The organism is Nonomuraea sp. NPDC003214 (assembly GCF_053590035.1).
In genome coordinates, this window is record NZ_JBSFSX010000012.1 from 160848 (window position 1) to 187218 (window position 26371).

General features: G+C 73.4%; 25 protein-coding genes. 14 read left to right on the forward strand and 11 right to left on the reverse strand.

Features of this window, described 5'->3' with window-relative positions; all coding sequences use genetic code 11:
• Positions 1-7 precede the first annotated feature (7 nt).
• Positions 8-1924 (forward strand): CHAP domain-containing protein, encoded by a 1917-nt coding sequence (locus ACWDXC_RS34200; protein ID WP_449988993.1) that lies wholly within the window; start codon positions 8-10, stop codon positions 1922-1924.
• A 75-nt stretch (positions 1925-1999) separates the two neighbouring features.
• The gene (locus tag ACWDXC_RS34205; RefSeq protein WP_449988996.1) at positions 2000-2491 is read left to right on the forward strand and encodes a cupin domain-containing protein; all 492 of its coding nucleotides are present in this window, start codon (positions 2000-2002) and stop codon (positions 2489-2491) included.
• Here the strand turns inward: ACWDXC_RS34205 and gdhA are convergent.
• Complete coding sequence (gene gdhA, locus ACWDXC_RS34210; RefSeq protein ID WP_449988999.1) at positions 2488-3831, reverse strand: NADP-specific glutamate dehydrogenase; 1344 nt, start codon at positions 3829-3831, stop codon at positions 2488-2490. The two genes, ACWDXC_RS34205 and gdhA, sit on opposite strands and share 4 nt — an antisense overlap.
• Positions 3832-3975: 144 nt before the next feature.
• On the opposite strand from gdhA, the gene ACWDXC_RS34215 reads away from it, so the two are divergent.
• A complete protein-coding gene (locus tag ACWDXC_RS34215) occupies positions 3976-4269 on the forward strand; it encodes a hypothetical protein (protein ID WP_449989002.1) in 294 nt (97 codons plus the stop codon).
• On the opposite strand, the gene ACWDXC_RS34220 is transcribed toward ACWDXC_RS34215, so the two are convergent.
• Together ACWDXC_RS34220 and ACWDXC_RS34225 are read right to left on the reverse strand one after the other, a co-directional pair.
• Positions 4266-5648 carry an MFS transporter gene (locus ACWDXC_RS34220; protein WP_449989005.1) on the reverse strand — a complete coding sequence of 461 codons (1383 nt, stop codon included), beginning with the start codon at positions 5646-5648 and terminating at the stop codon, positions 4266-4268. The genes ACWDXC_RS34215 and ACWDXC_RS34220 overlap by 4 nt on opposite strands.
• A gap of 15 nt (positions 5649-5663) precedes the next feature.
• Complete coding sequence (locus tag ACWDXC_RS34225; RefSeq protein WP_449989008.1) at positions 5664-6506, reverse strand: NAD(P)H-binding protein; 843 nt, start codon at positions 6504-6506, stop codon at positions 5664-5666.
• 89 nt (positions 6507-6595) lie between these two features.
• Between ACWDXC_RS34225 and ACWDXC_RS34230 the strand changes: the two genes are divergently transcribed.
• Together ACWDXC_RS34230 and ACWDXC_RS34235 are read left to right on the forward strand one after the other, a co-directional pair.
• Positions 6596-7057: a MarR family winged helix-turn-helix transcriptional regulator gene (locus ACWDXC_RS34230; protein WP_449989011.1), complete on the forward strand. Its 462-nt coding sequence runs from the start codon at positions 6596-6598 to the stop codon at positions 7055-7057.
• A gap of 42 nt (positions 7058-7099) precedes the next feature.
• On the forward strand, positions 7100-7900 hold the full coding sequence (locus tag ACWDXC_RS34235) for a nucleotidyltransferase domain-containing protein (RefSeq protein WP_449989013.1): 801 nt from the start codon (positions 7100-7102) through the stop codon (positions 7898-7900).
• A gap of 3 nt (positions 7901-7903) precedes the next feature.
• Here the strand turns inward: ACWDXC_RS34235 and ACWDXC_RS34240 are convergent, their stop codons facing one another.
• Positions 7904-10105, reverse strand: a complete 2202-nt coding sequence (locus tag ACWDXC_RS34240) for an MMPL family transporter (protein WP_449989015.1) — start codon at positions 10103-10105, stop codon at positions 7904-7906.
• 76 nt (positions 10106-10181) lie between these two features.
• Here ACWDXC_RS34240 and ACWDXC_RS34245 point away from each other — a divergent pair, with 76 nt between their 5' ends.
• Positions 10182-10712 carry a TetR/AcrR family transcriptional regulator gene (locus tag ACWDXC_RS34245; protein WP_219509845.1) on the forward strand — a complete coding sequence of 177 codons (531 nt, stop codon included), beginning with the start codon at positions 10182-10184 and terminating at the stop codon, positions 10710-10712.
• On the opposite strand, the gene ACWDXC_RS34250 is transcribed toward ACWDXC_RS34245, so the two are convergent.
• Positions 10709-11806 carry an ROK family transcriptional regulator gene (locus tag ACWDXC_RS34250; RefSeq protein ID WP_449989017.1) on the reverse strand — a complete coding sequence of 366 codons (1098 nt, stop codon included), beginning with the start codon at positions 11804-11806 and terminating at the stop codon, positions 10709-10711. The two genes, ACWDXC_RS34245 and ACWDXC_RS34250, sit on opposite strands and share 4 nt — an antisense overlap.
• 99 nt (positions 11807-11905) lie before the next feature.
• Between ACWDXC_RS34250 and ACWDXC_RS34255 the strand changes: the two genes are divergently transcribed.
• The 5 genes from ACWDXC_RS34255 to ACWDXC_RS34275 are packed head-to-tail and all read left to right on the forward strand — an operon-like array spanning position 11906 to position 17121.
• Positions 11906-13135, forward strand: coding sequence for a Gfo/Idh/MocA family protein (locus tag ACWDXC_RS34255; RefSeq protein WP_449989020.1), 1230 nt, complete (start codon positions 11906-11908; stop codon positions 13133-13135).
• On the forward strand, positions 13132-14382 hold the full coding sequence (locus ACWDXC_RS34260) for an ABC transporter substrate-binding protein (RefSeq protein ID WP_449989023.1): 1251 nt from the start codon (positions 13132-13134) through the stop codon (positions 14380-14382). Before ACWDXC_RS34255 ends, ACWDXC_RS34260 begins: the two co-directional genes overlap by 4 nt.
• Positions 14382-15293, forward strand: a complete 912-nt coding sequence (locus ACWDXC_RS34265) for a carbohydrate ABC transporter permease (RefSeq protein WP_357593554.1) — start codon at positions 14382-14384, stop codon at positions 15291-15293. Before ACWDXC_RS34260 ends, ACWDXC_RS34265 begins: the two co-directional genes overlap by 1 nt.
• Positions 15283-16089, forward strand: a complete 807-nt coding sequence (locus ACWDXC_RS34270; protein ID WP_219509850.1) for a carbohydrate ABC transporter permease — start codon at positions 15283-15285, stop codon at positions 16087-16089. Before ACWDXC_RS34265 ends, ACWDXC_RS34270 begins: the two co-directional genes overlap by 11 nt.
• 54 nt (positions 16090-16143) lie before the next feature.
• Positions 16144-17121 carry a hypothetical protein gene (locus tag ACWDXC_RS34275; protein WP_449989026.1) on the forward strand — a complete coding sequence of 326 codons (978 nt, stop codon included), beginning with the start codon at positions 16144-16146 and terminating at the stop codon, positions 17119-17121.
• Positions 17122-17133: 12 nt separating this feature from the next.
• Here ACWDXC_RS34275 and ACWDXC_RS34280 read toward each other — a convergent pair whose 3' ends face one another.
• Complete coding sequence (locus ACWDXC_RS34280) at positions 17134-19077, reverse strand: protein kinase domain-containing protein (protein ID WP_449989029.1); 1944 nt, start codon at positions 19075-19077, stop codon at positions 17134-17136.
• Between the two features lie 107 nt (positions 19078-19184).
• A complete protein-coding gene (locus ACWDXC_RS34285; RefSeq protein ID WP_449989032.1) occupies positions 19185-21128 on the reverse strand; it encodes a serine/threonine-protein kinase in 1944 nt (647 codons plus the stop codon).
• A gap of 128 nt (positions 21129-21256) precedes the next feature.
• Between ACWDXC_RS34285 and ACWDXC_RS34290 the strand changes: the two genes are divergently transcribed.
• Both ACWDXC_RS34290 and ACWDXC_RS34295 read left to right on the forward strand, forming a co-directional pair.
• Complete coding sequence (locus ACWDXC_RS34290) at positions 21257-22060, forward strand: HipA family kinase (protein ID WP_449989034.1); 804 nt, start codon at positions 21257-21259, stop codon at positions 22058-22060.
• Positions 22057-22434, forward strand: a complete 378-nt coding sequence (locus tag ACWDXC_RS34295) for a DUF3037 domain-containing protein (protein WP_449989037.1) — start codon at positions 22057-22059, stop codon at positions 22432-22434. The genes ACWDXC_RS34290 and ACWDXC_RS34295 overlap by 4 nt, the downstream gene beginning before the upstream one ends.
• A gap of 5 nt (positions 22435-22439) precedes the next feature.
• Here the strand turns inward: ACWDXC_RS34295 and ACWDXC_RS34300 are convergent, their stop codons facing one another.
• The gene (locus ACWDXC_RS34300) at positions 22440-22823 is read right to left on the reverse strand and encodes a GntR family transcriptional regulator (RefSeq protein WP_449989040.1); all 384 of its coding nucleotides are present in this window, start codon (positions 22821-22823) and stop codon (positions 22440-22442) included.
• A 64-nt stretch (positions 22824-22887) separates the two neighbouring features.
• Between ACWDXC_RS34300 and ACWDXC_RS34305 the strand changes: the two genes are divergently transcribed.
• Entirely contained in the window at positions 22888-23196 is a 309-nt protein-coding gene (locus tag ACWDXC_RS34305) for a hypothetical protein (RefSeq protein ID WP_219509864.1), read from the forward strand.
• Here ACWDXC_RS34305 and ACWDXC_RS34310 read toward each other — a convergent pair.
• From ACWDXC_RS34310 to ACWDXC_RS34320, 3 genes are all read right to left on the reverse strand, one after another.
• Positions 23177-24019 carry a GNAT family N-acetyltransferase gene (locus ACWDXC_RS34310; RefSeq protein WP_449989098.1) on the reverse strand — a complete coding sequence of 281 codons (843 nt, stop codon included), beginning with the start codon at positions 24017-24019 and terminating at the stop codon, positions 23177-23179. The genes ACWDXC_RS34305 and ACWDXC_RS34310 overlap by 20 nt on opposite strands.
• Positions 24020-24055: 36 nt before the next feature.
• Complete coding sequence (locus ACWDXC_RS34315; protein WP_449989043.1) at positions 24056-25630, reverse strand: alpha/beta hydrolase; 1575 nt, start codon at positions 25628-25630, stop codon at positions 24056-24058.
• A 94-nt stretch (positions 25631-25724) separates the two neighbouring features.
• Positions 25725-26369: a hemerythrin domain-containing protein gene (locus ACWDXC_RS34320; protein ID WP_449989046.1), complete on the reverse strand. Its 645-nt coding sequence runs from the start codon at positions 26367-26369 to the stop codon at positions 25725-25727.
• Between the last annotated feature and the right edge of the window lie 2 nt (positions 26370-26371).

Consider the following 26371-nt stretch of genomic DNA (forward strand, 5'->3'; position numbering starts at 1 on the left):
CACTTCCATGACGACCCCAGAGATGAAGAAGTTCATCGATCTTCTCGAGAGCCAGCTCGGCTACTCGGAGAAGGCCGGCGCGTACACCAAGTTCGGCGACTGGTACGGCTCCAACGTCGAGTTCGACGCCGACTACACCGGCGCGCCCTGGTGCGACATGTTCCTCTCCTGGGCGGCCACCAAGCTCGGGTACGAGGAGTGGATGGGGCAGTTCGCCTGGACCGTGGCGCACGCCAAGTGGTTCAAGCGGCAGGACGCCTGGGGCACCAAGCCGCAGCCCGGCGCGTTCGTCTTCTACGACTGGAGCGGCACCAACGACATCGACCGCATCGACCACGTCGGGGTCGTCACCCGCGTCGAGGGCGGCCGGATCTTCACCATCGAGGGCAACATCGACGGCGGCGTCGCCAAACGCAAGGAACGCGACACCAGCAAGGTCGTCGGCTACGGCTACCCGTGGAAGATCAAGGAACGGCTGGACGAGAAGGAGGCCCAGCGCGTCCTGAAGGAGGCCGGCACCCGATCCGCCGAGGCCGGCACCTCCCAGCCGTCCGAGCAGCTCACGACGCTGATCCCGCGCGCCGAGAGCGACCTGCGCATTCCCCTCGCCGCCCCCACGCCCGGCGCCCGCACCGGCTCGCTGCAGAACCTGGAGATCGCCTCGCCCGACTCCGGGCGGACCGAGTCAGGGCGCACCCAGCCCAAGACCGAGTCCCGCACGCGGCCCGACGCCCCCGCCACGGCCGCCAAGCCCTCCAAGGACGCCAAGACCGCCACCGCGCCCCAGTCCCAGGTGGGAGCGCCGTCCACCGACGGCAAGGCCGCCTCCGCCGCGCCCAAGCCCGGCAAGCACGCCAAGCACTCGACCGCCGACACCAGCGCGGCCACCACCGGGCCGATGCCCGCCATCGTGGACGCCTCCATCGCCACCCCGGCCGCGCCCGCCGACTCCACCACGCTGGTCACCTCCGCCCTCGTCGCGGCGCTCGCGGTGCTGGCCATCGCCAAGACCAGGAGCCTGCGCCTGCGCCCGGCCGGCCGTGCCGTCGCCGCTGTCGCCGCGCCTCCCGCCGCCCCGGCCCACCGCCGCCGCAAGCCGCGCAAGCGCGTCTCCCTGGCCGCCAGGCGCGACGCCGTCGAGCTCGCCGCGCCGCCCAAGCTCCTGGACGCCGCCGAGCCCGTCAGCGCGCTCCGCTCCCTCCAGGACACCGCCACGCCGGTCACCACCCCGCGTGAGCCCCTCGTCGTCCCCACGCCCGCACCGGCGACCACGGGGCCGTTCGAGCCCATCGTCATCCCGGTCACCGCCTCGGTCGCCCCCATCGTCATCCCCCCGGCGACCACCCCCTTCAACGCCTTCACCCGCCTCCCGGAAACCACCGGGGAGTTCGCCCGCATCCCGGCAGGGACCGGGGAGTTCGACCGCCTGCCGGAAACCACAGGCGAGTTCGCGCGCGTCCCGGCGACCACCGGGGAGTTCGACCGCATCCCGGCGACCACTGGGGAGTTCGCGCGGCCGGTGTTCTCGGACGGGGCCGCGCTCGTGCCCGGGGGCAGCGCCGACACGTTCGACGCGTTCGACGCGTTCGCCCGGCCTCCCGTCCGCCAGCACGGTTACGCCGGGCGGCGGAGGCGCTACGAGCACCCGATCGAGGAGCCGGGGTTCGCCGCCGACGCTCCCCCGCGCGGGCGCCGGCACCGCAACGGGGGCGTGTCGCCGCAGTACCTGGAGCCGTTCGCGCAGGACGCGCCGCTGCGTGGCCGCCGCCACCGCACGGCCGCCCAGCAGGCCCGTACGGCGGCGCACCAGCAGATGGCGCTGACGGGCCCGCCCCAGCGGCAGTCGTCGGAGGACACCGCCCCCTCCCGGGGCGGCGGCGCCCGCCGCACGGCCCACCAGCGCCGGGGCCGTCACCGCGCCTGACCGGACCCCCGGGCCGGAGGGCGGGCGACGGGCCCGCCCTATGCTCGGGAGGACCACGAGCCGCGAAGGAGCCTCATGTCCTACCCCGAACCCCGCTATTTCGGCGAGAGCGGCGAGCGGAACGCCGTGCTGCGCCCCGCCGACGCGCCGCCCGACCTGCGGATGGGCGGCGGAGGCGCCGCCCACTACCTGGGCACGGGCGCGAGCACGAACGGCGCGTTCGGGCTCTACCGGTGGGAGATGGGGCCGCGGCCGTCAGGCCCGGCGCCGCACTTCCACCGGACCATCACCGAGTCCTTCTACGTGCTGTCCGGCACGATCTGGCTCTACGACGGCACGACCTGGATCGACGGGAAGCCGGGCGACTTCCTGTTCGTGCCCGAGGGCGGCGTCCACGCCTTCCGCAACGAGTCCGGCGAGCCGGCGTCGATGCTGATCCTTTTCACGCCGGGCGCGCCGCGGGAGGCGTACTTCGAGGAGAGCGTGGCGCTGATGGCGAGCGGCCGGCAGCCCAGCGCCGAGGAGCTGGCCGACCTCTACCTGCGCCACGACCAGTACATGGTTTAGATCAGACCCAGGGCGAGCATCGCGTCGGCCACGCGGCGGAAGCCGTCGATGTTGGAGCCGGCGACGTAGTTGCCCGGCATGCCGTACTCGTCGGCGGTCTGCAGGCAGCGGCCGTGGATGTCGCGCATGATCTCCTGGAGCCGGTGCTCGGAGAACTCGAACGTCCAGGAGTCGCGGCTGGCGTTCTGCTGCATCTCCAGGGCGCTGGTGGCGACGCCGCCGGCGTTGGCGGCCTTGCCGGGGCCGAAGGCCACGCCCGCGTCAAGGAAGACCTTGATGCCTTCGGGCGTGGTGGGCATGTTGGCGCCCTCGCCGACGGCCAGCAGGCCGCCTTCGACGAGGTGGGCGGCGTCGCGGCCGGTGATCTCGTTCTGCGTGGCCGACGGCATGGCGACCTGGCAGGGCACCTCCCACACGCTGCGGCCGGGCACGAACGAGACGTGCTCGCCGCGGCGCTCGGCGTAGACGTCGAGCCGGGCGCGCTCGACCTGCTTGACCTGCTTGAGCAGCTCCAGGTCGATGCCCTTGTCGTCGAGGACGTAGCCGGAGGAGTCGGAGCAGGCCACGACCGTGCCGCCGAGCTGCTGGACCTTCTCGATGGTGTAGACGGCGACGTTGCCGGAGCCGGAGACGACGACCCGCTTGCCGTCGAACGACGTGCCGCGCGCCTTGAGCATCTCGTCCACGAAGAAGGCGCACCCGTAGCCGGTGGCCTCGGTGCGTACCTGGGCGCCGCCGTAGGCGAGGCCCTTGCCGGTGATGACGCCGGACTCGTACCGGTTGGTGATGCGCTTGTACTGGCCGAACAGGAAGCCGACCTCGCGCCCGCCGACGCCGATGTCACCGGCGGGGACGTCGGTGTACTCGCCGATGTGGCGGTAGAGCTCGGTCATGAAGCTCTGGCAGAAGCGCATGATCTCGCGCTCCGAGCGGCCCTTGGGGTCGAAGTCGGAGCCGCCCTTGCCGCCGCCGATGGGCAGCCCGGTGAGGCTGTTCTTGAAGATCTGCTCGAAGCCGAGGAACTTCACGATTCCCAGGTAGACGGACGGGTGAAAGCGCAGGCCGCCTTTGTACGGGCCGAGGGCGCTGTTGAACTCGACCCGGAAGCCGCGGTTGATGTGCACCTCGCCGCGGTCGTCCTCCCACGGCACGCGGAAGATGATCTGCCGCTCGGGCTCGCAAATACGCTCTATGATCTTCGATTCGGCGTATTCAGGGTGCTTGCCGAGCACTGGGCCGATGCTTTCCAGCACCTCGCGCACCGCCTGGTGGAACTCGATCTCCCCAGGATTGCGGCGCAGGACGTTGTCATAGATCGACGACAGTTTCTCGTGCAACACGGATTCTCCCCACTCATTTGCATTCGCCCCTCACCTTAAGAGGTGCGCATTTGTGAGAAGTCGCCGGGACCCCGAAACGGGTCGCACGCTGCGTGACGGACTCTTACTCTGTGTGGCGAACGCGAACCCCCACGAGGAGACACGATGATCCGCGACTTCGCCCTGGCCGCCCTCGCGGGCGCCGCGCTCGGCACCGCCTCCCCCGCGCAGGCGACCGACGTGCCCGCCTACACCTGCGACAACCTGCGCGGCGACCCGGCGACGACCGTGCTGTACGGCTCCTGCGAGGCCACTCCTGGGGCGGTCACCTCGGGTGCGTTCACCGGCGAGGTGACCGGCCAGACCCGGCAGTACGCGATCCGCATCCGGTGCACCGGCGGCGGCCGGGCGGCGCTGCCGGGCGAGGTCCTGATGCAGGACTGCACCCGCGTCGGTTAGCTCCCGCCGTGGGCGCCCTCGACGGGCCGGCGGCCGGGCAGCAGCCGGACGAGCCCGCAGCAGGCCACGAGGGCCGCGGCGACCACCGTCAGCCCGGCGGTGACGCCGCCGGCGGTGTGGAGGTAGACGGTGGTGATGGCGGCGGCGCCGACGCTGTTGGCCAGTTGCTGGCTGGCCGACAGGGCGCCGCTGGCGCTGCCCGACTCCCTGGCGTCGACGCCGCCGAGCGTGACCTGGTAGACGCTGCCGAAGCAGGAGCCCAGGCCGAGCCCGATGACGAGGACGGGCGGGACGAGCGCCCAGACGGCCGGTCCGGTGCCCAGCACGAGCAGCCAGAGCGCGCCGGTGAGCGTGATGAGCAGCCCGGTCAGGATGAGCCTGCGGCCGAGGCGGTCCAGCAGCCGGTGCGAGGCGACGGAGGCGACGACGATGCCGGCGGCGAGCGGCGCCAGGCTGGCGGACGCCTGGGTGGGCGTCCGGTGCAGCGCGTCCTGGAGGAAGAGCGCGAGCAGGAACAGCAGGCCGGAGACCGCGGCGTTGAACACCAGGCCGAGGGTCAGCCCGGAGACGAAGCCGCGGTTGCGCAGCAGTGAGGGTTCGATGAGCGGGCTCGGCGCGGTGCGCTGACGCCGGGCGAACAGGACGAAGAACGCCGCTCCCGCCGCCAGGCAGGCGACGGCCCGGGGCGTCCAGCCGTGGCCCGCGCCGTCGATGAGCCCGTACAGCAGGCCGAGCATGGCGGCGGCGAGCAGGCCGGAGCCGGGGCCGTCGACCTTGACGGCGCGCTCCCCCTCGTCGCGGGGCAGCAGCCGGACGGCGAGGACGACCGCCAGGCCGCCCAGCACGATGTTGATCAGGAACATGGCGCGCCAGCCGAGGCCGAGCAGGTCGGCGTCGATGAGGACGCCGGCCAGGATCGGCCCGCCGATGGACGCCAGGCCGAGGGCGGGGGCGAAGACGCCGAACGCCTTGCCGAGCTCCTCGCGGGGGAACACGGCGCCGAGGATGCCGAACCCCTGCGGGATCAGCAGCGCCCCCAGCGCCCCCTGGAGCAGCCGGAAGACGACGATCGAGACCGGGTCCCAGGCCAGGCCGCAGGCGACGGAGGCGAGGGTGAAGCCGGTGACGCCGATGAGGAACAGGCGGCGGCGGCCGTACTTGTCGCCCAGGCGGCCGCCGACGACGAGCAGGACTCCCATGGACAGCGCGTAGGCGCTGCCGAGCCATTGGATGAGGGGCTCGCCGCCGGACAGGTCGGCGGCGATGGTGGGCGCGGCGAGGTTGGTGATCGTCGCGTCGAGGAGGTCGAGGATGGCGGCGAACAGGACGACGGCCAGGACGGCCCAGCGTCTCCGGCCGGTGGTCACAACTGTGGACAAGGGGGGTTCTCTCGTTCAGCGCCGGGTGAAGGCGGCGGCGTTCTCGGCGGCCCACTGGCGGAAGGTGCGGGCGGGGGTGCCGAGGAGGGTCTGGGTGGTGTCGGCGATGGCGGCGGGCTGCCGGGAGGCGGTGGCCCACCAGGCGAGGAGCGATCCGGCGGACGCGGCCGGCATGTAGCGGGCGAGCTGGCGCTCGGCCTCCTCGTGGGTGATCCGGACGACGGGGATCTCGTGCCCGGCGACCTCGGACAGGATGGCGAGCTGCTGCCTGAAGGTGAGCCCTTCGGGGCCGGTGAGCGTGATCGCGCGGCCCCGGAGCCGGGTGCCGGTCAGCGCCTCGCAGGCGACGTCGGCGATGTCGGCGGAGTGGATGGGCGCGAGTTCGGCGTCGGGGTAGGCGAGCTGGACGGGCCGGCCCTGGCTGATGTCGTACGCCCAGGCGAGGGCGTTGCCGGCGAAGGCGTCCGGCCGCAGGAACGTGCTCGGCAGGCCGGAGGCGGTCAGGGCCCGCTCGACCAGGAGGCTCTGGCTCGCCATGGGGTCGGTCTCGGCGTCGGGGCTCAGCACCGACGAGGACGACAGCAGGACGACGTGGCCGACGCCGGCGGCCTGGGCGGCCTTGGTGAAGGCGTCGATGCCGTCGGGGTCGGGATAGAGGAAGACCTGCTCGACGCCGTGCAGGGCCGGGCCGAACGTCTCCGGCCTGTCGAGGACGACCTCGCCGGTCTCGATCCCGGCGGGGACGGTGAGCTCGGCGGGGCGGGCGCTGGCGGCGCGGACGGGCAGCCCGGCGGCGTGGAGGCGGGCGACGAGCGCCTGGGCGACCTGGCCGCGGGCGCCGGTGACGAGGATGGTCATGGCAGCTCCATTCATTGACTGAAGACACATGCATGACAGCATGCATATAAAATCCTGTCAACATGTGCCCTCGGAGGTACGATTTACAAATGACGGACGATGAGCTGCTCGACGCCGTGGGTCCCGCGTTCTCCAAGCTGAGGCGCACCTCGCTGCTGGAGGTCGAGAACCCGATCTCCGCCAAGGACCTCAGCCGGACGCTCGTGCTCAACATCGTCCTGGAGCACCCCGGCGAGGAGGTCACCGTCGGCGGGGTGGCCGACCTGCTCGGCGTCGACCCCTCGGTGGCCAGCCGGATGGTCAGCGACAACATCAAGGCCGGCTACCTCGTCCGCGCCGCCTCCCAGCAGGACGGCCGCCGCACCGTCCTGCACCTCAGCCCGGAGGGCCGGGAGCTCATGGCCCGCTTCCGCCGCCACCAGCGGGCCGCCTACGAGTTCATCACCGCCGACTGGTCCGAGCGCGACCGGCTCGACTTCGCCCGCCTCATGCTCAAGTACGTCGACTCCCTGGCCACCCTCAGCGCCCGCAGGGCCCAGGACCCCCGGTAAAACCGCTGGCCGCGACGGCATCGGGCTGGCACACTTCCGACGATGCGCGCGTACGTCGAACAGATGGCGGCCAGGCTGGCCGAGGTGCCCGGGGTGCGGGGCGTGATGCTCGGCGGGAGCCGGGCGCGCGGCGAGCACGGGCCGGGCTCCGACTGGGACCTGGGCGTCTACTACCGGGGCGAGCTGGATCTCGGCGCGCTACGGGCGCTGGCCGGGCCGGGGGTCGAGGTGGCCGGGCCGGGCGGCTGGGGCCCGTGGGTGAACGGCGGCGCCTGGCTGACCGTCGGCGGCGTCGCGGTGGACTGGATCCTGCGTGACCTGGACCGGGTGGAGCGGGTGTGGGCCGACTGCCGGGAGGGCCGCTACGAGGTGGCGATCCAGGCCGGGCATCCGCTGGGCTTCTGGTCGCCGTGCTATCCGGGCGAGGTGGCGCTGGGCCAGGTGCTCGCGGATCCGTCGGGCGAGCTGGCGCGGCTGCGCGCGGAGGTCGCCGTCTATCCGGAGCCGCTGCGGCGGGCGCTGACGGCGGGCGCGTGGGAGGCGGAGTTCCTGACCGGGATCGCGGCCAAGAGCGCGGCCCGCGCCGACGGGCTGCACGTGGCGCTGTGCCTGTCGCGGGCGTTCGGCGTGCTGGCCCAGGCGCTGTACGCGGCCGATCGGCGCTGGTGCCTCAACGAGAAGGGCGCGCTGGCGGTCGCCGGGACGCTCCCGGCCGCGCCCGAGGGGTTCGCCGGGCGGGTGCGGGCGATCCTGGGCGCGCTCGGCCAGGACGCGGAGCCGCTGGCGGCGGCGGTGGAGGAGGCGCGGGCCCTGGTGGCCGAGACCCGCGCCGCCCTGGAGTGAGCCTCAGACGGTGACGCGCTCGGGCTCGCGGGCGGGCTCGGCGGGCCGCTCGTCCTCCTCGCCCTCCACCGACAGGTTGGGCAGCAGCCGGTCTAGCCAGCGCGGGCACCACCAGTTCCACCGCCCGAGCAGCACCATGGTCGCCGGGACGAGGAAGCCGCGGATCAGCGTGGCGTCCACCGCGATGGCCACCGCCAGCCCCACGCCGAACGTCTTGACCATCGGGTCGGGGTAGGCGATGAACGCGGTGAACACCGCGACCATGATGAGCGCCGCCGAGGTGATCACCCGCCCGGTGGAGCCGAGCCCCTCGGCCACGGCGCGCCGGTTGTCGCCGTGCTTCAGGTACGCCTGCCGCACGGCCGTCAGCAGGAACACCTCGTAATCCATCGACAGCCCGAACAGCACCGCGAACAGCAGCAACGGCACGTACGTCTCGATCGGCACGCTGAAGAACAGCGTCTCCAGGTACGAGGCGCCGGCCGGCGGGTCCATGCCGACGAGCCCGCTGCCGAGCCCGATGGAGAAGACGAGCGCGAGCGCCCCGAACGCGGTGCCGAGCGAGACCAGGTTCATCAGCGCCGCCTTGATCGCCACGATGGGCGCCCGGAAGGCCAGCAACAGCAGCAGCGCGCTGAGCAGCACCACGACGGCGATGACCAGCGGGGTGCGTTCGGAGATGCGGTCACCGGCGTCGGCCAGCGCGGCCACCTCGCCGCCCACGTGCACCTCGAACCCGGGCAGGTCCAGCCCTCTGATGGCCTTGACGACCTCCAGGGCCTCGGGGTCGCTGGGCGCGTGGTCGGGGATGACCTGGACCATCATCACGGTGCCGGACTCGCCGATCTCGCCGTCGGAGACGTGGCGGACGCCGTCGACGGTCTCGATCTCGTCCCGGAGCCGGTCCAGGTCGGCGTCCGTCACCGCGTGCGGCACCGTCGCCACGACGCTGACCGGCCCGTTGCTGCCGGGCCCGAACCCGACCTCCATGAGCTCGTACGCGCGCCGTCCCGGGTCGTCCTTGGCCCCGTAGCCCTCGTCGAGCGGCCCGAGCTGGAGCGACAGCGCGGGGGCGGCGAGCGCGCCGAGCAGCAGCACGCTGCCGATGAGCACCCGCCAGGGCCGGCGGGCCACCCACGCGCCGAGCGACCCCCACCCGGACGATTCGGGCCGCCTGCCGAGGAACGGCACCTTGAGCGCGTTCACCCGGTGGCCGAGCAGCCCGAGCTGGGCGGGGACGAGCGTGACGGCGGTGAGCACGGCGGTGACGACGGAGATGCCGGTGACCCAGCCGAGGGTGCGCAGCAGCGGGAAGCCGCCGAACATGAGCGCGCTGAGCGCGATGATGACGGTCCCGCCGGCGAATACCACGGCCCCGCCGGAGCTGGACACGGCGCCGCGCACGGCCTGCCGGACGGTGAGCCCGGTGGCGAGCAGCCGCCGGTGCCGCGACAGCAGGAACAGCGCGTAGTCGATGCCCACGCCGAGGCCGATCATCGTGGCCATGATGCCGGCCTGCTTGGGCACGTCCACGACGTGGCCGAGCAGCCCGATCACGCCCAGGCTGGAGGCGACGCTGACGAGCGCGGTGAAGATCGGCACGAGGGCGGCGGTGAGCGTGCCGAAGGCGAAGACCAGCACGAGCAGCGCGCACACGACGCCGATGACCTCGCTGGGCCCGGTCTTGATCTCCTTGTCGGCGGGGTTGCCGCTGGCGGCGGCGACGACCTCCAGCCCGGCCTGCCTGGCGGGCTCGGCGGCGTCGGACAGCGCCTGCGCCGTGGCGGCCTGCTGGGTGCTGTCGTGGCCGCTCAGCCGGACGGTGATCAGGCCGATCTGCAGGCTGGGCGACATCCCGGCGGCGCTGTAGGGCGTGCTGACCTCGTCGACGTGCGGCTGCTCGCGCAGCCGGTCGAGCGCCCGCTCGACGGCCGCCTTGCGCGGCTCGTCCAGCAGCGACCCGTCCGGCGAGTAGACCAGGAGCTGTACGGTGCCGCCGACCTCGTAGCCGGGGCCGAAGCCCGCGCGCATGAGGTCGTGGGCCCGCTGGCTGTCGGTGCCGGGGATGGCCACGTCGTTGCTGACCGGGCTGCCGAACACGAGGCTGCCGCCCATGAGCGCGGCGGCGGCGATGACCCATAATGCCAGGACGAGCCGGCCACGCCTGGCACACCATTCGCCCAGCCGGCCCAGAAAGCGTGACATCTCGCCTGTTCCCCCGTCCTGTACGCCCGTACAGGGATTTACGATAAAGCAGGCACGCCCCGGTGGAAATGAGACGATGACCACACCTGACGACACCCGCAGCCGCATCCTGGCCGCCGCCAGGGAGCTGTTCGCCGAGCGCGGCTACGCCCGCACCTCGCTGGCCGACATCGCCGCCGCCGTGGGCCTGACCAAGACCGCCGTCGCCTACCACTTCCACCCGAAGGACCGGCTGGCCACCGAGCTGCTAGCGCCGTGCGTGGAGGACATGCTCACGCTGCTCGGCACCGAGTTCGGCGGCGACAGGCGGGCCTTCGCCGAGGCGCTGACCGGGTTCGTGGTGCGCCACCGGGCGGTGGTCCGGCTGTTCATGGAGGACCTGGGCGGCGCCGACGACGCCCCGCCGGGCTCCACCGGCGAGGCGGTGCGCACGTTCCGCGACGAGTTGTTCGCCCGGCTGACCGGCCCCGACCCGGACGACGAGGCGCGGCTGCGCGGCTGGGCCGTGCTGGGCGCGCTGCAGCTCGGCGTCACGCAGACGATGGACCTGCCGGAGGAGCGGGTGCGCCGGTCGCTGGTGCGCGCGGTGCTGACGCTGGCCGGCTAGAGCCCGAGGACGTCGCGTTCGACCCGGTCGAGCGCGAGCCGCACCGCGCCCAGGGCCACGCCGTCGTCGCCGAACGTGGAGGTCACCACCTCGGGCCCGCTCAGGCACAGCTCGGCCAGGTGGCGGCGGAGCGGCGTCAGCAGCACGTCACCGGCCTGGGAGTAGGCGCCGCCGATCACCAGCAGGTCGGGGTCCACGGCCAGCACGAGCGCCGAGGCGCCGATCGCCAGGTTCTCGGCGTAGCGGTCGACGGCGCGCAGCGCGGCCCGGTCACCCGCCACCGCCCCCGCGAACACCTCCTCGGCGCTGCCCTCCTTGACCAGGGAGGTCGCGGCCTCCTCCCAGCCGACCTGGCGCAGCGTGCCGATCTCCCCGGCCGCGCCGGAGCGGCCCGGGTGCAGCCTGCCGCCGATCAGGATGCCCGCGCCGAGCCGGTGCCCGGCCAGGATGTAGACGACGTCGGAGGCGTGCTGGGCGCTGCCGCGCCAGTGCTCGGCGAGCGCGGCCAGGTTCGCGTCGTTGGCGGCCAGCGCGGTGCAGCCGAACCAGCGCCCGGCGATGCCCGCCAGGTCGACGCCGGTCCAGCCGGGCAGCGTGAGCGACAGCGACACCCGGCCCGAGCGGTCGACGATGCCGGAGGTGCCCGCCGCCAGCGCCCACACCCGGGTGCGGGCCACGCCGGCGCCGTCCACGCAGGCCAGGCAGGCGCGGCGGGCCACGTCGAGGCGTTCGGGGGCGGGCGCGCCGGCGGCGACGGGGACGCGCTCGCAGGCGACGACCTCGCCGTTGAGGTCGGCCAGCGTGACCACGACCCGGTCGCCGCTCACGTCCACGCCCACGACGTGGCCGGCGTCGGCGCGGAAGCCGAAGCGCCGGGCGGGCCGGCCCATCACGCCCCCGTCGGGCGGCACCTCCCGGACCCAGCCGCGCTCCCCCAGCTCGTCCAGCACCGCCTCCACGGTCTGCCGGGACAGCCCGGTGATGCGGCCGAGCTGGGTCAGCGTGGCCACGCCCTCCCGGCGCAGCGCGCGCAGCGTCACCTGGGTGTTGACCTTGCGCACCAGCGACGCGTCACCCGGCCGGAGGTCGGTCACTTACGAGACCTCTTTCCATAAGTTTCCTATTGACGAGTATGAGCCAGGATCCTAGCATCGGCCGACATACGTTAATCGGTTACATATGTGGAGGCGCACATGGTGACTCTCGCCGTCGTCGGCGCGGGTTCGCGGGGGACCGCGTACGCCCGCCACGCCGTCGACTCGGGCCTGGCGCGGGTGGTCGCGGTGGCGGACCCCGTGGCGAGCCGGCGCGACAGGTTCCCCGGCGCCGCGCCGTACGGGGACTGGCGCGAGCTGGCGGCGCTGCCGCGCCAGGCCGACGCGGTCATCATCGCCACCCAGGACCGCGACCACGTCGAGCCCGCGGTGCGCTTCGCCGAGCTGGGCTACGACATCCTGTTGGAGAAGCCGATGGCGGTCTCCGAGGACGACTGCCGGGCCATCGTCGCGGCGGCCGAACGCTCCGAGGCGATCTTCGCGGTCTGCCACGTGCTGCGCTACACGCCCTACACCCGGGCGCTCAAGGCGCTGCTCGACGCCGGGCGGATCGGCGAGATCGTCAGCGTCCAGCACCTGGAGCCGGTCGGCTGGTGGCACCAGGCCCACTCGTACGTGCGCGGCAACTGGCGCCGGGCCGACGAGTCCACGTTCATGCTGCTGGCCAAGTCCTGCCACGACCTGGACTGGCTGGTGCACCTGATGGGCAGGCAGGTGCGCAGGGTGTCGTCGTTCGGCGGGCTCAAGCACTTCCGCCCGGAGAACCGGCCCGCCGGGGCGACCGCGCGCTGCCTCGACTGCCCGGCCGAGCCCGGCTGCCCGTACTCCGCCCGGCGCATCTACCTGCCGCTGGCCGGGCAGGACCGCTGGCCGCTGTCGGTGCTCACCGACGACGTCTCCGAGCAGGGGGTCCTGGAGGCGCTGCGGACCGGCCCGTACGGCAGGTGCGTCTACGACTGCGACAACGACGTGGTCGACCACCAGGTCGTGAACATGGAGTTCGAGGGCGGCGCGACCGCCTCGTTCACCATGACCGGCTTCACCCCGGCCGCGCACCGGCAGACCCGGATCTTCGGCACCCGGGGCTCGATCGAGGGCGACGGCGAACTGCTGACCGTGCACGACTTCGTCACCGGCCGCGCCGAGACCGTCGACACGCGGGCCACCGGCGACGGCACCGCCGCCGGCGGGCACGGCGGTGGCGACGAGGGCCTGGTCAGGGCGTTCCTCGCCGCCGTGTCGAGCAGGGACCGCACGCCGATCCTGTCGTCGCCGGGCGAGAGCCTGCACAGCCACCTCATCGCCTGGGCCGCCGAGAGGTCGCGGCTCGACGGCGAGACCGTCACGCTGGAAGGAACCCCCACATGAGAACACGGCAGATCACGGCCCTGCTGGCGCTCGGCGCGAGCCTCGTGGCCTGCGGCTCGTCCGATCCCGAACCGGCCGCGCAGGGCGGCGGCGACGGGCGCGGGCCGATCACGTTCGTCGGCGGCAAGTTCGAGGCCGAGTCGGTCCAGAAGATCGTCGACGCCTGGAACGCCGCGCACCCGGACGAGAAGGCGACCGTGGTGCTGCTGCCCGAGGCCGCCGACGAGCAGCGCAGGAAGCTCGTCCAGAGCGCCCAGACCAAGTCCGACACCGGGGACGTGATCCTCATCGACGCGGTGTGGACCAGCGAGTTCGCCGCCAACCGGTGGATCGACGAGCTCAAGCTGGACACCTCGGCGTTCCTGCCGCCCACGGTCGAGACCGGCAAGTACCGCGGCAAGCTGTACGCGATGCCGATGTTCACCGGCACCGGGCTCCTCTACTACCGGACGGACCTGGTCAAGAAGCCGCCGAAGACCTGGGACGAGATGAGGCGGATCTGCGACGAGGTCCTGCCCGGGCAGAAGGGCATGGCCTGTTACGGCGGCCAGTTCGACAAGTACGAGGGCCTGACCGTCAACTTCTCCGAGGCCGTGCACTCCGCGGGCGGCGAGCTGGTCGACGCCTCCGGCAAGCCGCAGGTCACCGGTGACGGCGCCAAGAAGGCCGCCCAGTTCCTGGCCGACGGGTTCAAGAGCGGGATGATGCCGAAGGAGGCGATCACGTACAAGGAGGAAGAGGGACGGGTCGCCTTCCAGGACGGCAAGCTGCTCTTCTACCGCAACTGGGCCTACGGCTACGAGGCCGCGCAGAAGACCGACGGGTCCAGCAAGGTCGCCGGCAAGACGGACGTGGCGCCGATCCCCGGGCTGGACGGGCCGGGCGCGGGCACGCTCGGCGGCAACAACCTGGCCGTGTCGTCCTTCTCCAAGAACAAGCAGACGGCCAGGGACTTCGTCGCGTTCATGACCAGCGCCGAGCAGATGCGGGCGTTCGCGCTGTCCAGCTCGATGCCGGTGGCCACGGCAGCCGTCTACGACGACCCGGAGCTGATCAAGAAGTATCCGTATCTGCCGGCGCTCAAGGAGGGCATCCTGGCCGCCAAGCCGCGCCCGAGCGCGGTCCGCTACGGTGACGTGACCGCCGCCATCCAGGAGTCGGCCTACGCCGTCGTGACCGGTGCCAAGCCCGTCGACCAGGCCATGACCGAGCTGCAGGCGGCGCTCGGCCCGCTGCTCCAGCCGTGATGAGCAGGCCGCGCGGGCAGTCGTGGCTGGCGGCCGCGATGCTCTCCCCCACGATGATCGTGCTGGCGCTGGTGGTGTTCTACCCGCTGGTGGCGGCGATGCGCGAGTCGTTCTACACCAGCGGGCAGACGCTGGACGCGGACGGCTTCGTGGTGGAGGGCGAGCGGTTCGCCGGCCTGGCCAACTACGCCGGCGTCGCGGGTGAGCGCTTCCTGAACGCGGCGCTCAACACGACGCTGTTCACCGTGGTCACGGTCGGCCTGGAGGTGGTGCTCGGCGTCGCGATGGCGCTGGTCATGCAGCGCGCCTTCCGCGGCCGGGCCATCCTGCGGGCCAGCATCCTCATCCCGTGGGCGGTGCCGACCGCGGTCGCCGGCCTCATGTGGAAGTGGATCTTCCAGGCCGACGGCGTGGCGAACGCGCTGCTCGGCACCGAGATCCTGTGGACGGCCGACGGCCCGTGGGCCAAGCTCGCCGTGGTCGTCGCCGACGTGTGGAAGACCGCACCGTTCGTCGGCCTGCTCGTGCTGGCCGGGCTGCAGATCATCCCGTCGGAGGTGTACGAGGCCGCGCGGGTGGACGGCGCCTCGGCCGGGCAGCGGTTCCGCCGGATCACGCTGCCGCTGGTCAAGCCCGCGCTGCTGGTGGCCGTGCTGTTCCGGCTGATGGACGCGCTGCGGGTGTTCGACCTGCCGTACGTGCTCGTCGGGCCGCGCAAGCACTCGGTCGAGACGCTGTCGGGGCTGATCTGGGACGAGGCCACCCGGGTGCACTACGGGCCCGCCTCGGCGTACGGGACGGCGCTGTTCGTCTACATCGCGGTGATCGCGTTCGTGTTCGTCAAGCTGCTGGGGGCCGACCTGCTGAGCGACGTGCGGCAGCGGCGGAAGGAGGCCCGCGATGTGGGGTAGGGCCGGGATGATCGGCATCGCGCTGTACTGCCTGGTGCCGTTCTACTGGATGGTGGTGTCGAGCTTCCGCCGCACCTCCGACATTTACGAAATTTCGCCACTTCCCAGCCCGTGGTCGCTGGAGAGCTACGACGCGGTCTTCGCCGAGGGCATGGGGTTCGGCCGGTCGCTGGTCAACAGCCTCGTCGTCGCCGGCACCACGACCGCGGTCACGCTCGTCATCGGCACGCTGGCCGCCTACGCCCTGGCCCGGCTGCGCTTCCGGGGCAAGAACGTGATCCTGGCCCTGGTCATCGCGGTCTCCATGTTCCCCGGGGCGCTGCTCATCGTGCCGCTGCTCAAGCTGTTCACCTCGATCGGCTGGATCAACAGCTACCAGGCGATGATCGTGCCGTCGATGTCGTTCGCGCTGCCGCTGACCATCTGGAACCTGACCACGTTCTTCCGGCAGCTCCCCTACGACCTGGAGCAGGCCGCGATGATCGACGGCTGCACGCCCTTCGCCGCCTTCCGCCGGGTCATGGTGCCGCTGGCCGCGCCGGGCATCTTCACCACGGCCATCCTGGCCTTCATCGCCACCTGGAACGAGTTCATCATCGCGGTCACGATGGTCAACGACCAGGACGTCCAGACGGCCACCGTGCGCATCGCGCAGTTCACCGGGGCGGCCAAGTTCGACACGCCGTTCGGCACCCAGATGGCCGCGGGCGTGCTGGTCACGATCCCGCTGGTGCTCATGGTGCTGTTCTTCCAGCGCCGCATCGTCTCCGGGCTCACCGCCGGGGCCCTCAAGTGACTCTGCTACCTTTGTCCACTTCTTTCTGTTAAGTCGGTTGTGGAGGTGCGGGGCATGCGGCGGCGGCACGGAACGGTCATCGGCGGCGTCCTGGCGGCCTGCCTGGTCGCGGGCTGCTCCGGACTGCCCGGCCCCGACCGGCCCGCCCGTCAGCAGCCCCCCTCCCCGTCCGCCGCCCCGGCGGCGGCCGTGGTCTCCCAGCAGGAGGCCGCCGCCGTCCTCGACGACTACGTCAAGCGCAACAACGCCGCCAACAAGGCCAGGAGCGACGAACTGCTCGCCGCGTACGAGGCCGGCTCCAGCTACGCCATCGACCGCGCCGCCTACGCCTCCAGCCGCGCCCTCTCCAGGACGACCGAGTACGTGCCCTTCGGCTACACCCGGCCTGCCTTCCACGCGCCCACGCCCACCTGGTTCCTGACCACCGCCCTGTGGAAGGGCCGGACGAAGACCGCCGACACCCCCACGTACCTGCTGTTCACCAAGGAGGCGGACGGCTGGCGCCAGGTGTACGCGCCCGACGTCTTCTCCGGCATCGGCGGCGCCCCCGAGCTCGCCACTCCCGCCGCCGAAGTGAAGCCGGCCGACGCGACCGGGCTGCTCATGTCCCCCGCCGACTTCGCCAAGAGCTACGCCGCCCACCTCGGCGGCAAGAGCTCCACCCGCTTCGCCGCCGACGAGCTCACCACCTCCGCCGCCAGGAACCGCCGCAACATGGCCCCGTACGCCAAGCTCAAGGAGGTGGTCCGGCCCGCGTCGCGCTACCCCTCGTACGCGCTGCGCACCGCCGACGGCGGCGCCCTCGTCTTCACCACCTTCCAGCGCGCCCGGCGCTACGACGTACGCCAGGGGCCGCAGCGCAACTACGTGTTCCAGAAGGACAACGGCCTCATCAAGGGCAAGTTCTACACGTACATGAACGTCACGGACCTGCTCCAGGTGGCGGCCCACATCCCGCCGAAGAGCGACGAGCCCGCCCAGGTCAAGGTGATCGCCTCCTACACCGGCATCATCAGCGGCGACGGCCGCTGACCCCGCCCGCGTTCAGGGCTTCGCCGGGGCTCCGGGGGTGGCGGTCGGCTTGTCGGCCGGCTTACCGGTCGGCTCGGACGGGTCCGGGCCCGACTGCGGCGCCAGCCCCACCGTGACCACCACCGCCGCCCCCTTCCTGGCGCACCCGCCCGCCTCCAGCGACTGCGCGATGGCCAGGTTCACCTGCGACTCGTCCGCCACGACCTGGCCCTGCACCGTGATCTCGAACCCGGCCCCGCGCAGCGTGCCGGCCGCGTCCTCCCGCGACCGGCCGATCACCGACGGCACCTCGACGCCCCGCCGCGACACGGTGAGAGCCACCGGCGTACCGCCCGCGACCCGGCTGCCCGCCTCCGGCGAGGTGGACAGCACCCGGCCGTCCGGCTCCGGCCCGCACCTCCTCGTCACCGGCCCCACCGCCAGCCCCGCACCGGCCAGCGCCGCCTCCGCGGCCTCGCGGCCCGTCCCGGCGAGCGACGGCACCGGCACCCCCGCCGACACCCGCAGCGACACCGCGGCCCCCTTCTCCACGGCGACGCCCGCCCCGGGCCGGCTCCCGAGCACCAGGCCGATCTTCCGCCCCGAGTCCACCAGCGACACCTGGCCCGCCACCAGCCCCGCCCGCTGGAGCGCCCGCACCGCCGCCGCCCGGCTCAGCCCCGCCAGCGGCGGCACCGGCACCCGCACCGGCTTCGCCACCGGCGGATCCGGCTCCCCCGGGCCGCGCTGCCCCTCGTCCTCCGGCGGCGTGGCCTCCTCCACCGGCGACACGGTCGCCGCCGTCGCACCCGGCCCCGCCGCTCCGCCGCCCTGCGGCATCCGGTCGTCCCGGCTGAGCGCCGGCCCCAGCAGCATCCCCAGGATCGCCACACTCACCACCAGGGCGCCCGCCACCGCCACCCCGGCCCGCCGCGCCGCCCGCCGCCCGCCACCGGACGGCGCAGGGGGCTCCGAGCTGACGGGCAGCCGGTAGCCGGAGGCCGCGCCCGTGGCCTCGGGCTCGGCCAAGGGCCTCGACCGGGCGACGCTCCCTCCCGTGGGTCCAGGGCCTACCGGTCCTTCAGGGCCCGAGATGTCCGTACGGGGCGCCGGGACGGCCACGCCCGGGCCGCTCAGGACGTGGGCCGGCGGCGACCGGAGGACCGAATCGGGCAGCCCGCCGGAGTCCCCCAGCAGCGCCAGCAGGAGATCCCTGCTGCTGGGCCGGTTACGCGCGTCCTTGTCGAGACAGGCGGCGACGAGCACGCGGAGCTGCCCGTCGAGCAGCCCCAGCTCGGGCGGCGCGGTGAGGATGCGGTGCAGCACCGGCGCCACCGAGTCCTGCCCGAACGGCGCGGCCCCGTTGGCGGCGAAGCACATCGTCGCCCCCCACGAGAACACGTCCGCCGCCCCCGTGACCGCCGACGCGGTGATCTGCTCGGGCGCCATGTACGCGGGGGTGCCGACGCCCCGCCCGCTCACGGTGGCGGCCGCGTCCAGCGCCCTGGCGAGACCGAAGTCGATCACGCGCGGGCCGTCGGAGCCCAGCAGCACGTTCTGCGGCTTGAAGTCGCGGTGCACGATCCCGGCCCGGTGGATGGCGGCGATGGCGGTGGCGGTGCCGACCGCGAGCCGTTCGAGCGCCCCGCCGCGCCGCGGCCCGGTGAGCATGACCTCGCGGGCCAGCGACGGCCCGTCGACGTACTCGCTGACGATGTACGCCCTGCCCTCGTCGAACCCGGCGTCGACCACCTGGGCCGTGCAGAACCTGGCCACGTGCTTGGCCAGCTCCACCTCACGCAGGAACGCCGCCCGCTCGTCCCCCACGGGGCCGTGCAGCAGCTTGACCGCGTAGGCGTCGTCGTCCCTCGTCCCGAGGTACACCACACCCTGGCCGCCCTCGCCCAGCCTCCCGGCCAGCGCGTAGGGGCCGAGTGTGCGCGGGTCCCCCGTTCTGAGGGGCTGCGCCGTCGGCACGGGTAGCCTCCCCTCGCCGCCACCCCTGTTTCCCTTCCACTGAAGGCAACCGGTGCCGGGGAGTCAACGGTGACCGCGCCATCGCCGCCTGACCGTGACACTCCGGCTCACGGAGTGCGCGAGACCGTGCCCGAATACGTCACATCATGCTGTCCCTGGCGGATGACCGAGATGCCCATCCGGTCGGCGTCGGAGGTGGGCAGCAGGTGCAGGGTGCCGGGGTGGCACTCCTTCCCGGCGACGTCGCCCAGCGTGAACACCAGGCCGCGCGAGGTCGGGCTGAGCTCCCCGGTGCAGTGTAGGTCCGCGCCCCAGCGCATGCGCGACTCGCGCTCGCCGTCCAGCCTGATCTCCACGGGGAACACCCGGCCGGCCGTCGGGTGCCGCGCCGACCCGGTCCACGTCCCGTCCACGGGGCTCGCGCCGTCCATCCCCATCCAGTACGTGACCCCGGCGGCGGCGGCGAGCACCACGGCGGCCACGCCGATCCCCCACGGCAGCCACCGCCCCTTCCGCCCCCGCCTCCCCACAGCCGGGAACCCCCCGGCGGACCCCGAACCACCGGCGGACGAGCCGCCCGACCCGCCCCTCGGCACGAACCCACCCGAGGCAGCCCCACCCGACGCGGCCCCACCCGACGCGGCCCCGCCCAGCGCGAGACCGCCCGACGCGGCGTCCCCGGCCGCATGTCCGCCTGACGCGGCGCCATCGCCCGCAAAGCCCCCCGGCCCGATGCCGCCCGACACCGAGCCGCCCGTACCAGCGCCGCCCGTACCGGCGCCGCCGGCCGTGGAACCGTCCGGCCCGGCGCCCCACCCCGGCGCGCCCCCCGAGGAGGCCCCGGACGCGGCCCCCGAGGAGGCCCCCGAAGGAGCGACCCCGGGCAGCGGCGCGGTGGGATCGACCAGCGCGGCCAGCGCGCTGCGCCCGGTCCCCCGCCGGCTCCGCCCGCCCGGCGTGCGCCCGCCCTCCGTCACCTGCGCCCCCGACAACGACCCGCCGGCCGCCCCCAGGGAAGGTCCCGTCAGCGGCCCACCGACCGGCCCCGAGGCCGACCCCGTCAGCGGCCCGCCACCCGGCCCCGACGCCGGCCCCGACAACGCCCCGCCGGCCGCCCCCAGGGCCGGTCCCGTGCCCGGGTCCGTCGTGTCGTCGGGCATCTGCCATTCGAGGGTCTTCCCGTCCGGCTCCGGACGCGCCCCCGGGTCGACGGCGGCCATCGCGCCGGTGGTGAGCACGTCGCCGCCGGTCAGGTCCTGGCCGAGCAGCAGCCCCAGCACCTCCTCGGCGCCGGGCCGGTCGGCCGGGTCGCGGGCGAGGCAGGCGTCCACGATGCCACGGAGCCGTCCGGACAGGTTCCCCAGGTCGGGCCGCCCGTACAGGATCCTGGCCAGCACCTCCTGGTGGGTCCCGCCGGCGAAGGCGTGGCGGCCGGTGGCGGTGTAGGCGACGGTGAGCGCCCAGGCGTACAGGTCGGCGGCGGGCCCGGCGGGCAGGCCCTCGATACGCTCGGGCGCCAGGTAGGCGGGTGTGCCCATGGGGATGATGCCGGTGGTGGCGGTGCCGTCGGCGAGCCGGGAGACGCCGAAGTCGATCACGCGGGGCCCGTCGAGGCTGAGCAGCACGTTGCCGGGCTTGAAGTCGCGGTGCACGACGCCGGCGCGGTGGATGGCGACCAGGGCGGTGGCGGTGCCGATGGCCAGGCGGTGCAGGGAGCCGCCGGTGCGCGGCCCGGCGGTGATGACGTGCTCGCGGAGGGAGACGCCGTCGACGTACTCGCTGACGAGGTAGGGCTGGTCGCCTTCGAGGTCGGCGTCGAGGAGCTGGGCGGTGCAGAAGGGCGCGACGCGGCGCAGCGCCTCGACTTCGGCCAGGAACCGGCGGCGCACCACCGGGTCGGCCGACAGGCTGGCGTGCAGCAGTTTGATGGCCACCTTGGTCCCGTCGCCGGAGTGGCCGAGATAGACGACGCCCTGGCCGCCCTGGCCGAGCCGCCCGGAGATCCGGTACGCGCCCAGCCGGCGCGGATCATCGGCACGGAGCTCGGACATAGCCCGCCATTATGACAGGGGTGAGATAAGCCTCGCGTACTCACCCTGAGCCGCCTCAGGTTCGGGGCTGCCACGGGCTGCCACGGGCTGCCCCAGAGCATCCCACGGGGCGCGATAGCCTCGGGGGCGTGCTGGAAGAGATCGCGGCGACGCGTTACGTGACGCCGCTGCGCGAGGGCGGCTCGCTGCCGGGGGTGGTCGAGGCCGACGACCTCGGCACCTATGTCGTGAAATTTCGTGAAGCAGGCCAGGGCCGCCGGGTGCTCGTCGCGGAGATCATCTCCGGCGAGCTGGCCCGCCGCCTCGGCTTCCGCACCCCCGAGCTGAAGGTCATCGACCTCGACCCGCAGCTCGGCGTCCGCGAGCCGGACGAAGAGGTGCAGGACCTGCTCAACGCCAGCACCGGCCGCAACCTGGCGGTCGACTTCCTGCCGGGCGCGCTCGGCTTCGAGCCGCTGGCCTGGCAGCCCGATCCGGCGTTCGCCGCCGACCTGATCTGGTTCGACGGCCTGATCCACAACGTCGACCGGAGCTGGCGCAACCCCAACCTGCTGCTCTGGCACCGCGACATCTGGCTCATCGACCACGGGGCCGCGCTCTGGTTCCACCACAACTGGAAGGGCGCCGACCCGCAGCGCCCGTTCGACGCCGGTGACCACGTGCTGGCGCCGTTCGCGGGCGACCTCGGCCGGGTCGGCCTGCACGAGCGCGTCACCCGTGACCTGCTCGAAGCGGTGACCGCCCTGGTGCCCGACGACTGGCTCGACGACGAGCCCGGCTTCGCCTCCGCGCAGGCCGTCCGCGACGCGTACGTGGAGCATCTGCTCCAGCGCGCGCACGGGCCGCGCGCGTGGCTGGTGCGCGGCGAGCCCGCGGCGGGCCGCCCCGGCCCCGGCTCGGTCGGCGAGTTCTGGCGAGGAGGCCGCGCGTGACCAGGGACGTCTACGAGTACGCGATCATCCGCGTGGTGCCAAGGGTGGAGCGCGGCGAGCAGATCAACGCCGGCGTGCTCCTCTACTGCCAGCCGCGCGCCTACCTGTGCGCCCGCGTCGAGCTCGACGCGGCCCGGCTGCGCGCGCTCGACCCGGCCGCCGACGTGGGCTGCGTCGAGCAGGCGCTGAGCGCGTACGAGCTGGCGTGCGGCGAGGACTCGGGGCCGCTGGCGCGCGAGTCGCTGGGCGGGCGGTTCCGCTGGCTGACGGCGCCGCGCAGCACGATCGTGCAGACCGGCCCGGTGCACGCGGGACTCACGGGCGACCCGGAGGCCGAGCTCGACCGGCTGTTCGGCAAGCTCGTCCGCCTCTGAGGGGGTCAGGCGGGCCGCCGCACGGCGAACGTGCCGCGCCCCCTGACGGTCTCGACCAGCCCGGCCTCCTCCAGCTTGCGGATCGCCCGGTCCACGGCCGTCCGGCCGACCCCGTACTCCTTCCGCAGGGCGGGGCGGGACGGCAGCCGGGTCTCGCCGCCGGTCACGACGCGCTCGCGCAGGCGCTCCAGCACGTACTGCTCGGCGAGGCCGCCGTCGCCGCCGCCCCCGCCCGGATGGCGCCACGACGACCACGGGACAGGGCACGGCCCGGCGTGCTCGGGCTCGGGGCAGAGCAGCAGCTCGATCCGCTTCTGCAGCTCCCTGGCCTGCTCCTCGGTGGCGTAGACGTCCACCCCGACCTTCCACGTCTCTCTCGGCTCCGGCACGATCTTCCCTTCCTTCCGCGCAAGACCATTCTCGTATCCTGAGACGAGGCGTAGCATCCCGTTTATGGCGGTCCTGCATCCCCGGCGGGTGGCCTGGGAGGGCGCGCGCGTCTTCGTGGCCGCGGCCGGCACGGAGACCTACTGGTGGCTCAGCGAGGCGATCGGCCGCTATCTGGGCGTGATGTACGAGCTCCAGCTCGCCGAGACGCGGCTGCGGCTGCAGTCGGACGGGCGGAAGGTGACGCCGCTGCTCGAATCGGGCGCCTGGCGGGCTCGGCTGGACGAGCTGCTCGACGAGTGCCCCGGCTACGCGTCGATCCTCACCCAGCTCGTCGAGGAGACGGCGGCGCGGCTCAGAACAGCACGGACATGAACGTGTCGACCTCGCGGAAGCCGACCTTGCGATAGACGGCCCGCGCCGCGTGGTTGTAGTCGTTGACGTACAGCGAGACGACGGGCGCGAAGCAGGCGAGCGAGGCTTCGACGACGGCGGCCATGCCCGCCACGGCGAGGCCGCGGCCGCGCAGCTCGGGGTGCACCCAGACGCCCTGGATCTGGCACGCCTGCGGGGTGACGGCGCCGATCTCGGCCTTGAACGCCACCCGGCCGTTCTCGATGCGGGCGTAGGAGCGGCCGATGCGGATCAGCTCGGCCACCCGGGTGCGGTAGAGGGCGCCGCCGTCGCCGAGGTTGGGCGAGATGCCCACCTCCTCGGTGAACATCGCGACGCACGCCGGCAGCAGCGTCTCGAACTCGTCGGGCCGCACCCGCCGCACCAGCGGGTCGGACGGCACGGGCGGCCGGTGCGAGGTCGCCATGACGGGCTGGGCCCAGCGGATGGCGCGGGCCGGGCCCCAGTGCGGCTCCAGCCGCTCCCACAGCAGCGACACCGCGTCGACCGGGCCCACGATGGACGAGCAGCGCCGCCCCTGCTTGCGCGCCCGGTCGGCGAACGCGTGCACCGCCTCGGGCCCGGCGCCGACCGGCACCAGGTTGGCTCCGGCATAGCAGAGCGAGGCGATGGCGCCGCGCGGCCCGAAGCCCCACATCTGCCCGCCGAGCCGCGCCGGGTTGAGCCCGACGCTGCGCACCCGGGAGGCGACGAAGACGTTCGCGACCGGGTCGGTGTCGAGCAGCGCGAGCACCTCGTCCCGGTCGCTGTCGTCGAGGACACGCGACGCCGATGTACGCAGCATCACATGGTCAGACTACGCGAACACCCCTGGATTAGCTCATCTGGACAGCGCCTCGGTGAGCCTTTCGTGACCTCCCGTCCCGCCTGACAGCATGTGGGCGGCCGGGCGGGGCTCCGGCACGGCCCGGCAGATGGCCCCGTCGGCGGGCAGGGTGCCGTCGGCCAGGTACGCGGCGAGGTGGCGGTCGACGCACTGGTTGCCGCCCAGCGAGACGCCGTGGTTGCCGCCGGTGTCGACGACCATGCGCGCGGTCGCGAAGTGCCGCTTCATCGACATCGCGCCCGCGTACGGGGTGGCGGCGTCGTCGCGCGACTGGATCATCAGGATCGGCGGCAGCCGCCACGAGCCGTGCACCTTGACGGGGGTGCCGCCGGGCACCGGCCAGAACTTGCACGGCGCGTTGAACCAGGCGTTCGGCCAGGTCAGGAACGGCGCGTGGCGGTGCATCCGGGTCATGTCGGCATGCCAGGTGGCCCAGTCACGCGGCCAGGCGGCGTCGCGGCACTGGATGGCCAGGTAGACGGCGTAGCCGTTCTCGTCGGCGGCGTCGTTCTTGCCGTGCTTCTCGTACGCGGCGAGCAGCGGCTTGGTGTCGCCCTTGCGCACGTACGCCGACCAGGCGGCGGCGAGCTCGGGCCACACGCGGTCGCTGTAGCCGCCCACGGTGAAGGTGTCGTCGAGCTCGCTGGCCCCGACCACCCCGCCCGCCGGCCGGTCGTGCAGCCGGGCGCGCATCGCGTTCCAGGCGAACCCGGTCTGCCGGGCGGTGCGGCCGAGCCGGTAGACCGAGTTGTGCCGAGCCGTCCAGTCGAGGAAGGCGCGGTGCCTGCGCTGGAAGGCGCGGTCCTGGGCCAGGTTGTTGGCGTACCAGACGCCGTCGGGGTCGACGGAGCTGTCCATGACGAGGCGCTTGACCCGGCTGGGGAACAGCGTGGCGTACACGGCGCCGATGTAGGTGCCGTAGGAGTAGCCGAGGTAGCTGATCTGCTTCTCGCCGAGCGCGGCGCGGATGCCGTCGAGGTCCCTGGCCACGTTCTCGGTGGTCATGTGGGGCAGCAGCCACGACCAGAAGTCGCCGCACCGGTTGGCGTACTCGGCGGCCCGGCCGAGCAGCACCTGCTCCTCGGCGGCGGTGCGGGGCACCGCGTCGGGCCGGGGCGCCCGGTAGTAGGTCTCCGGGTCGACGCAGCGCATCGCCGGCCGGCTGGCGCCGACGCCGCGCGGGTCGAAGCCGACCACGTCGTAGCGGTCGCGCACGCCGGCGGGCAGCACGGCGGCGACGTACTGCGCGAGGGTCCGCCCGGACGCCCCCGGCCCGCCCGGGTTGACGAGCAGCGTGCCCAGGTGGTTGCCGTCACGCGGCACCTTGGCCTTGATCCGGTTGATCGACAGCTGGATCGACTGTCCCCACGGCTCCCGGTAGTCGAGCGGCACGCGTACGGTGCCGCACTCCATCGTGGCCGCCGCGGCCGTCTTGCGCTCGGCGGCCGGGCACTTCTCCCATCTGACCCTGTCGGCGGCGGCCTGCCGCACCTCGGCGGTCACCGCGACCGGCGCCACCCCGACGACCAGCGTCGCCGCACCGGCGACCAACCCCACGAACCGTTTCACCCGGTCCCCTCCCCCACTTCATAGGCGAAGGGAATGCTCCCGTACGTAGCCGCCCGGTGACGGTGGGTATGGAGAAATACTTGCCATCCTGTGATCACTCCGTGGTGAGTGATCGCTCCTGGGCGTAGAGGTCGAGGCGGTCGAAGGCGGGCCGCCAGTCGTCGCGGTAGGCGACGCGAATCTCGTCGGGCATGCCGTCGAGGATGCTCGCGGCGGCCTCGTCGGCGCGCCCGTCGAGGACCCACGGCAGGTAGGTGGTGTCGTCGTGGCCGATCCGGTGGCGGTGCGCCGCGCCGAACCCGGCCCACTGCTCGGCGGTCAGCACCGCGTCGACGAGGGCGAGCCCGTCGGCCTCCTCGTGGCGCAGGTGGCCGCGCAGTCCGGTGGCGAGCTCGTCGATCAGGCCGGCCAGCCGCTCGGCGCCGTGGTCGCGGTCGGCGAGCGCGGCGTCCACGGCGCCGAGCAGCGGGTCGATGGCGGCGTGCTCGGCCTCCATGGCGTCGAGCAGCAGGAGGTCGTCGGGGCGTGCGGCGAGCGCGGCGCGCATGGGGGGCCACAGCGCCTCGTCCTCGGCGGTGTGGTGGACGGTCAGGAACCTCTTGAACAGCGACCACCCCGCCCCGGCGGCGAGGACCCGGCGGGGCTCGTCCCCTGCCCGGGCGGCGACCCTGGCGAGCCGTTCCAGCTCCCGCCGCAGCGCGTCGTGCATCGCGTTCATCATCGTGAAGTCGAGTGCCATGT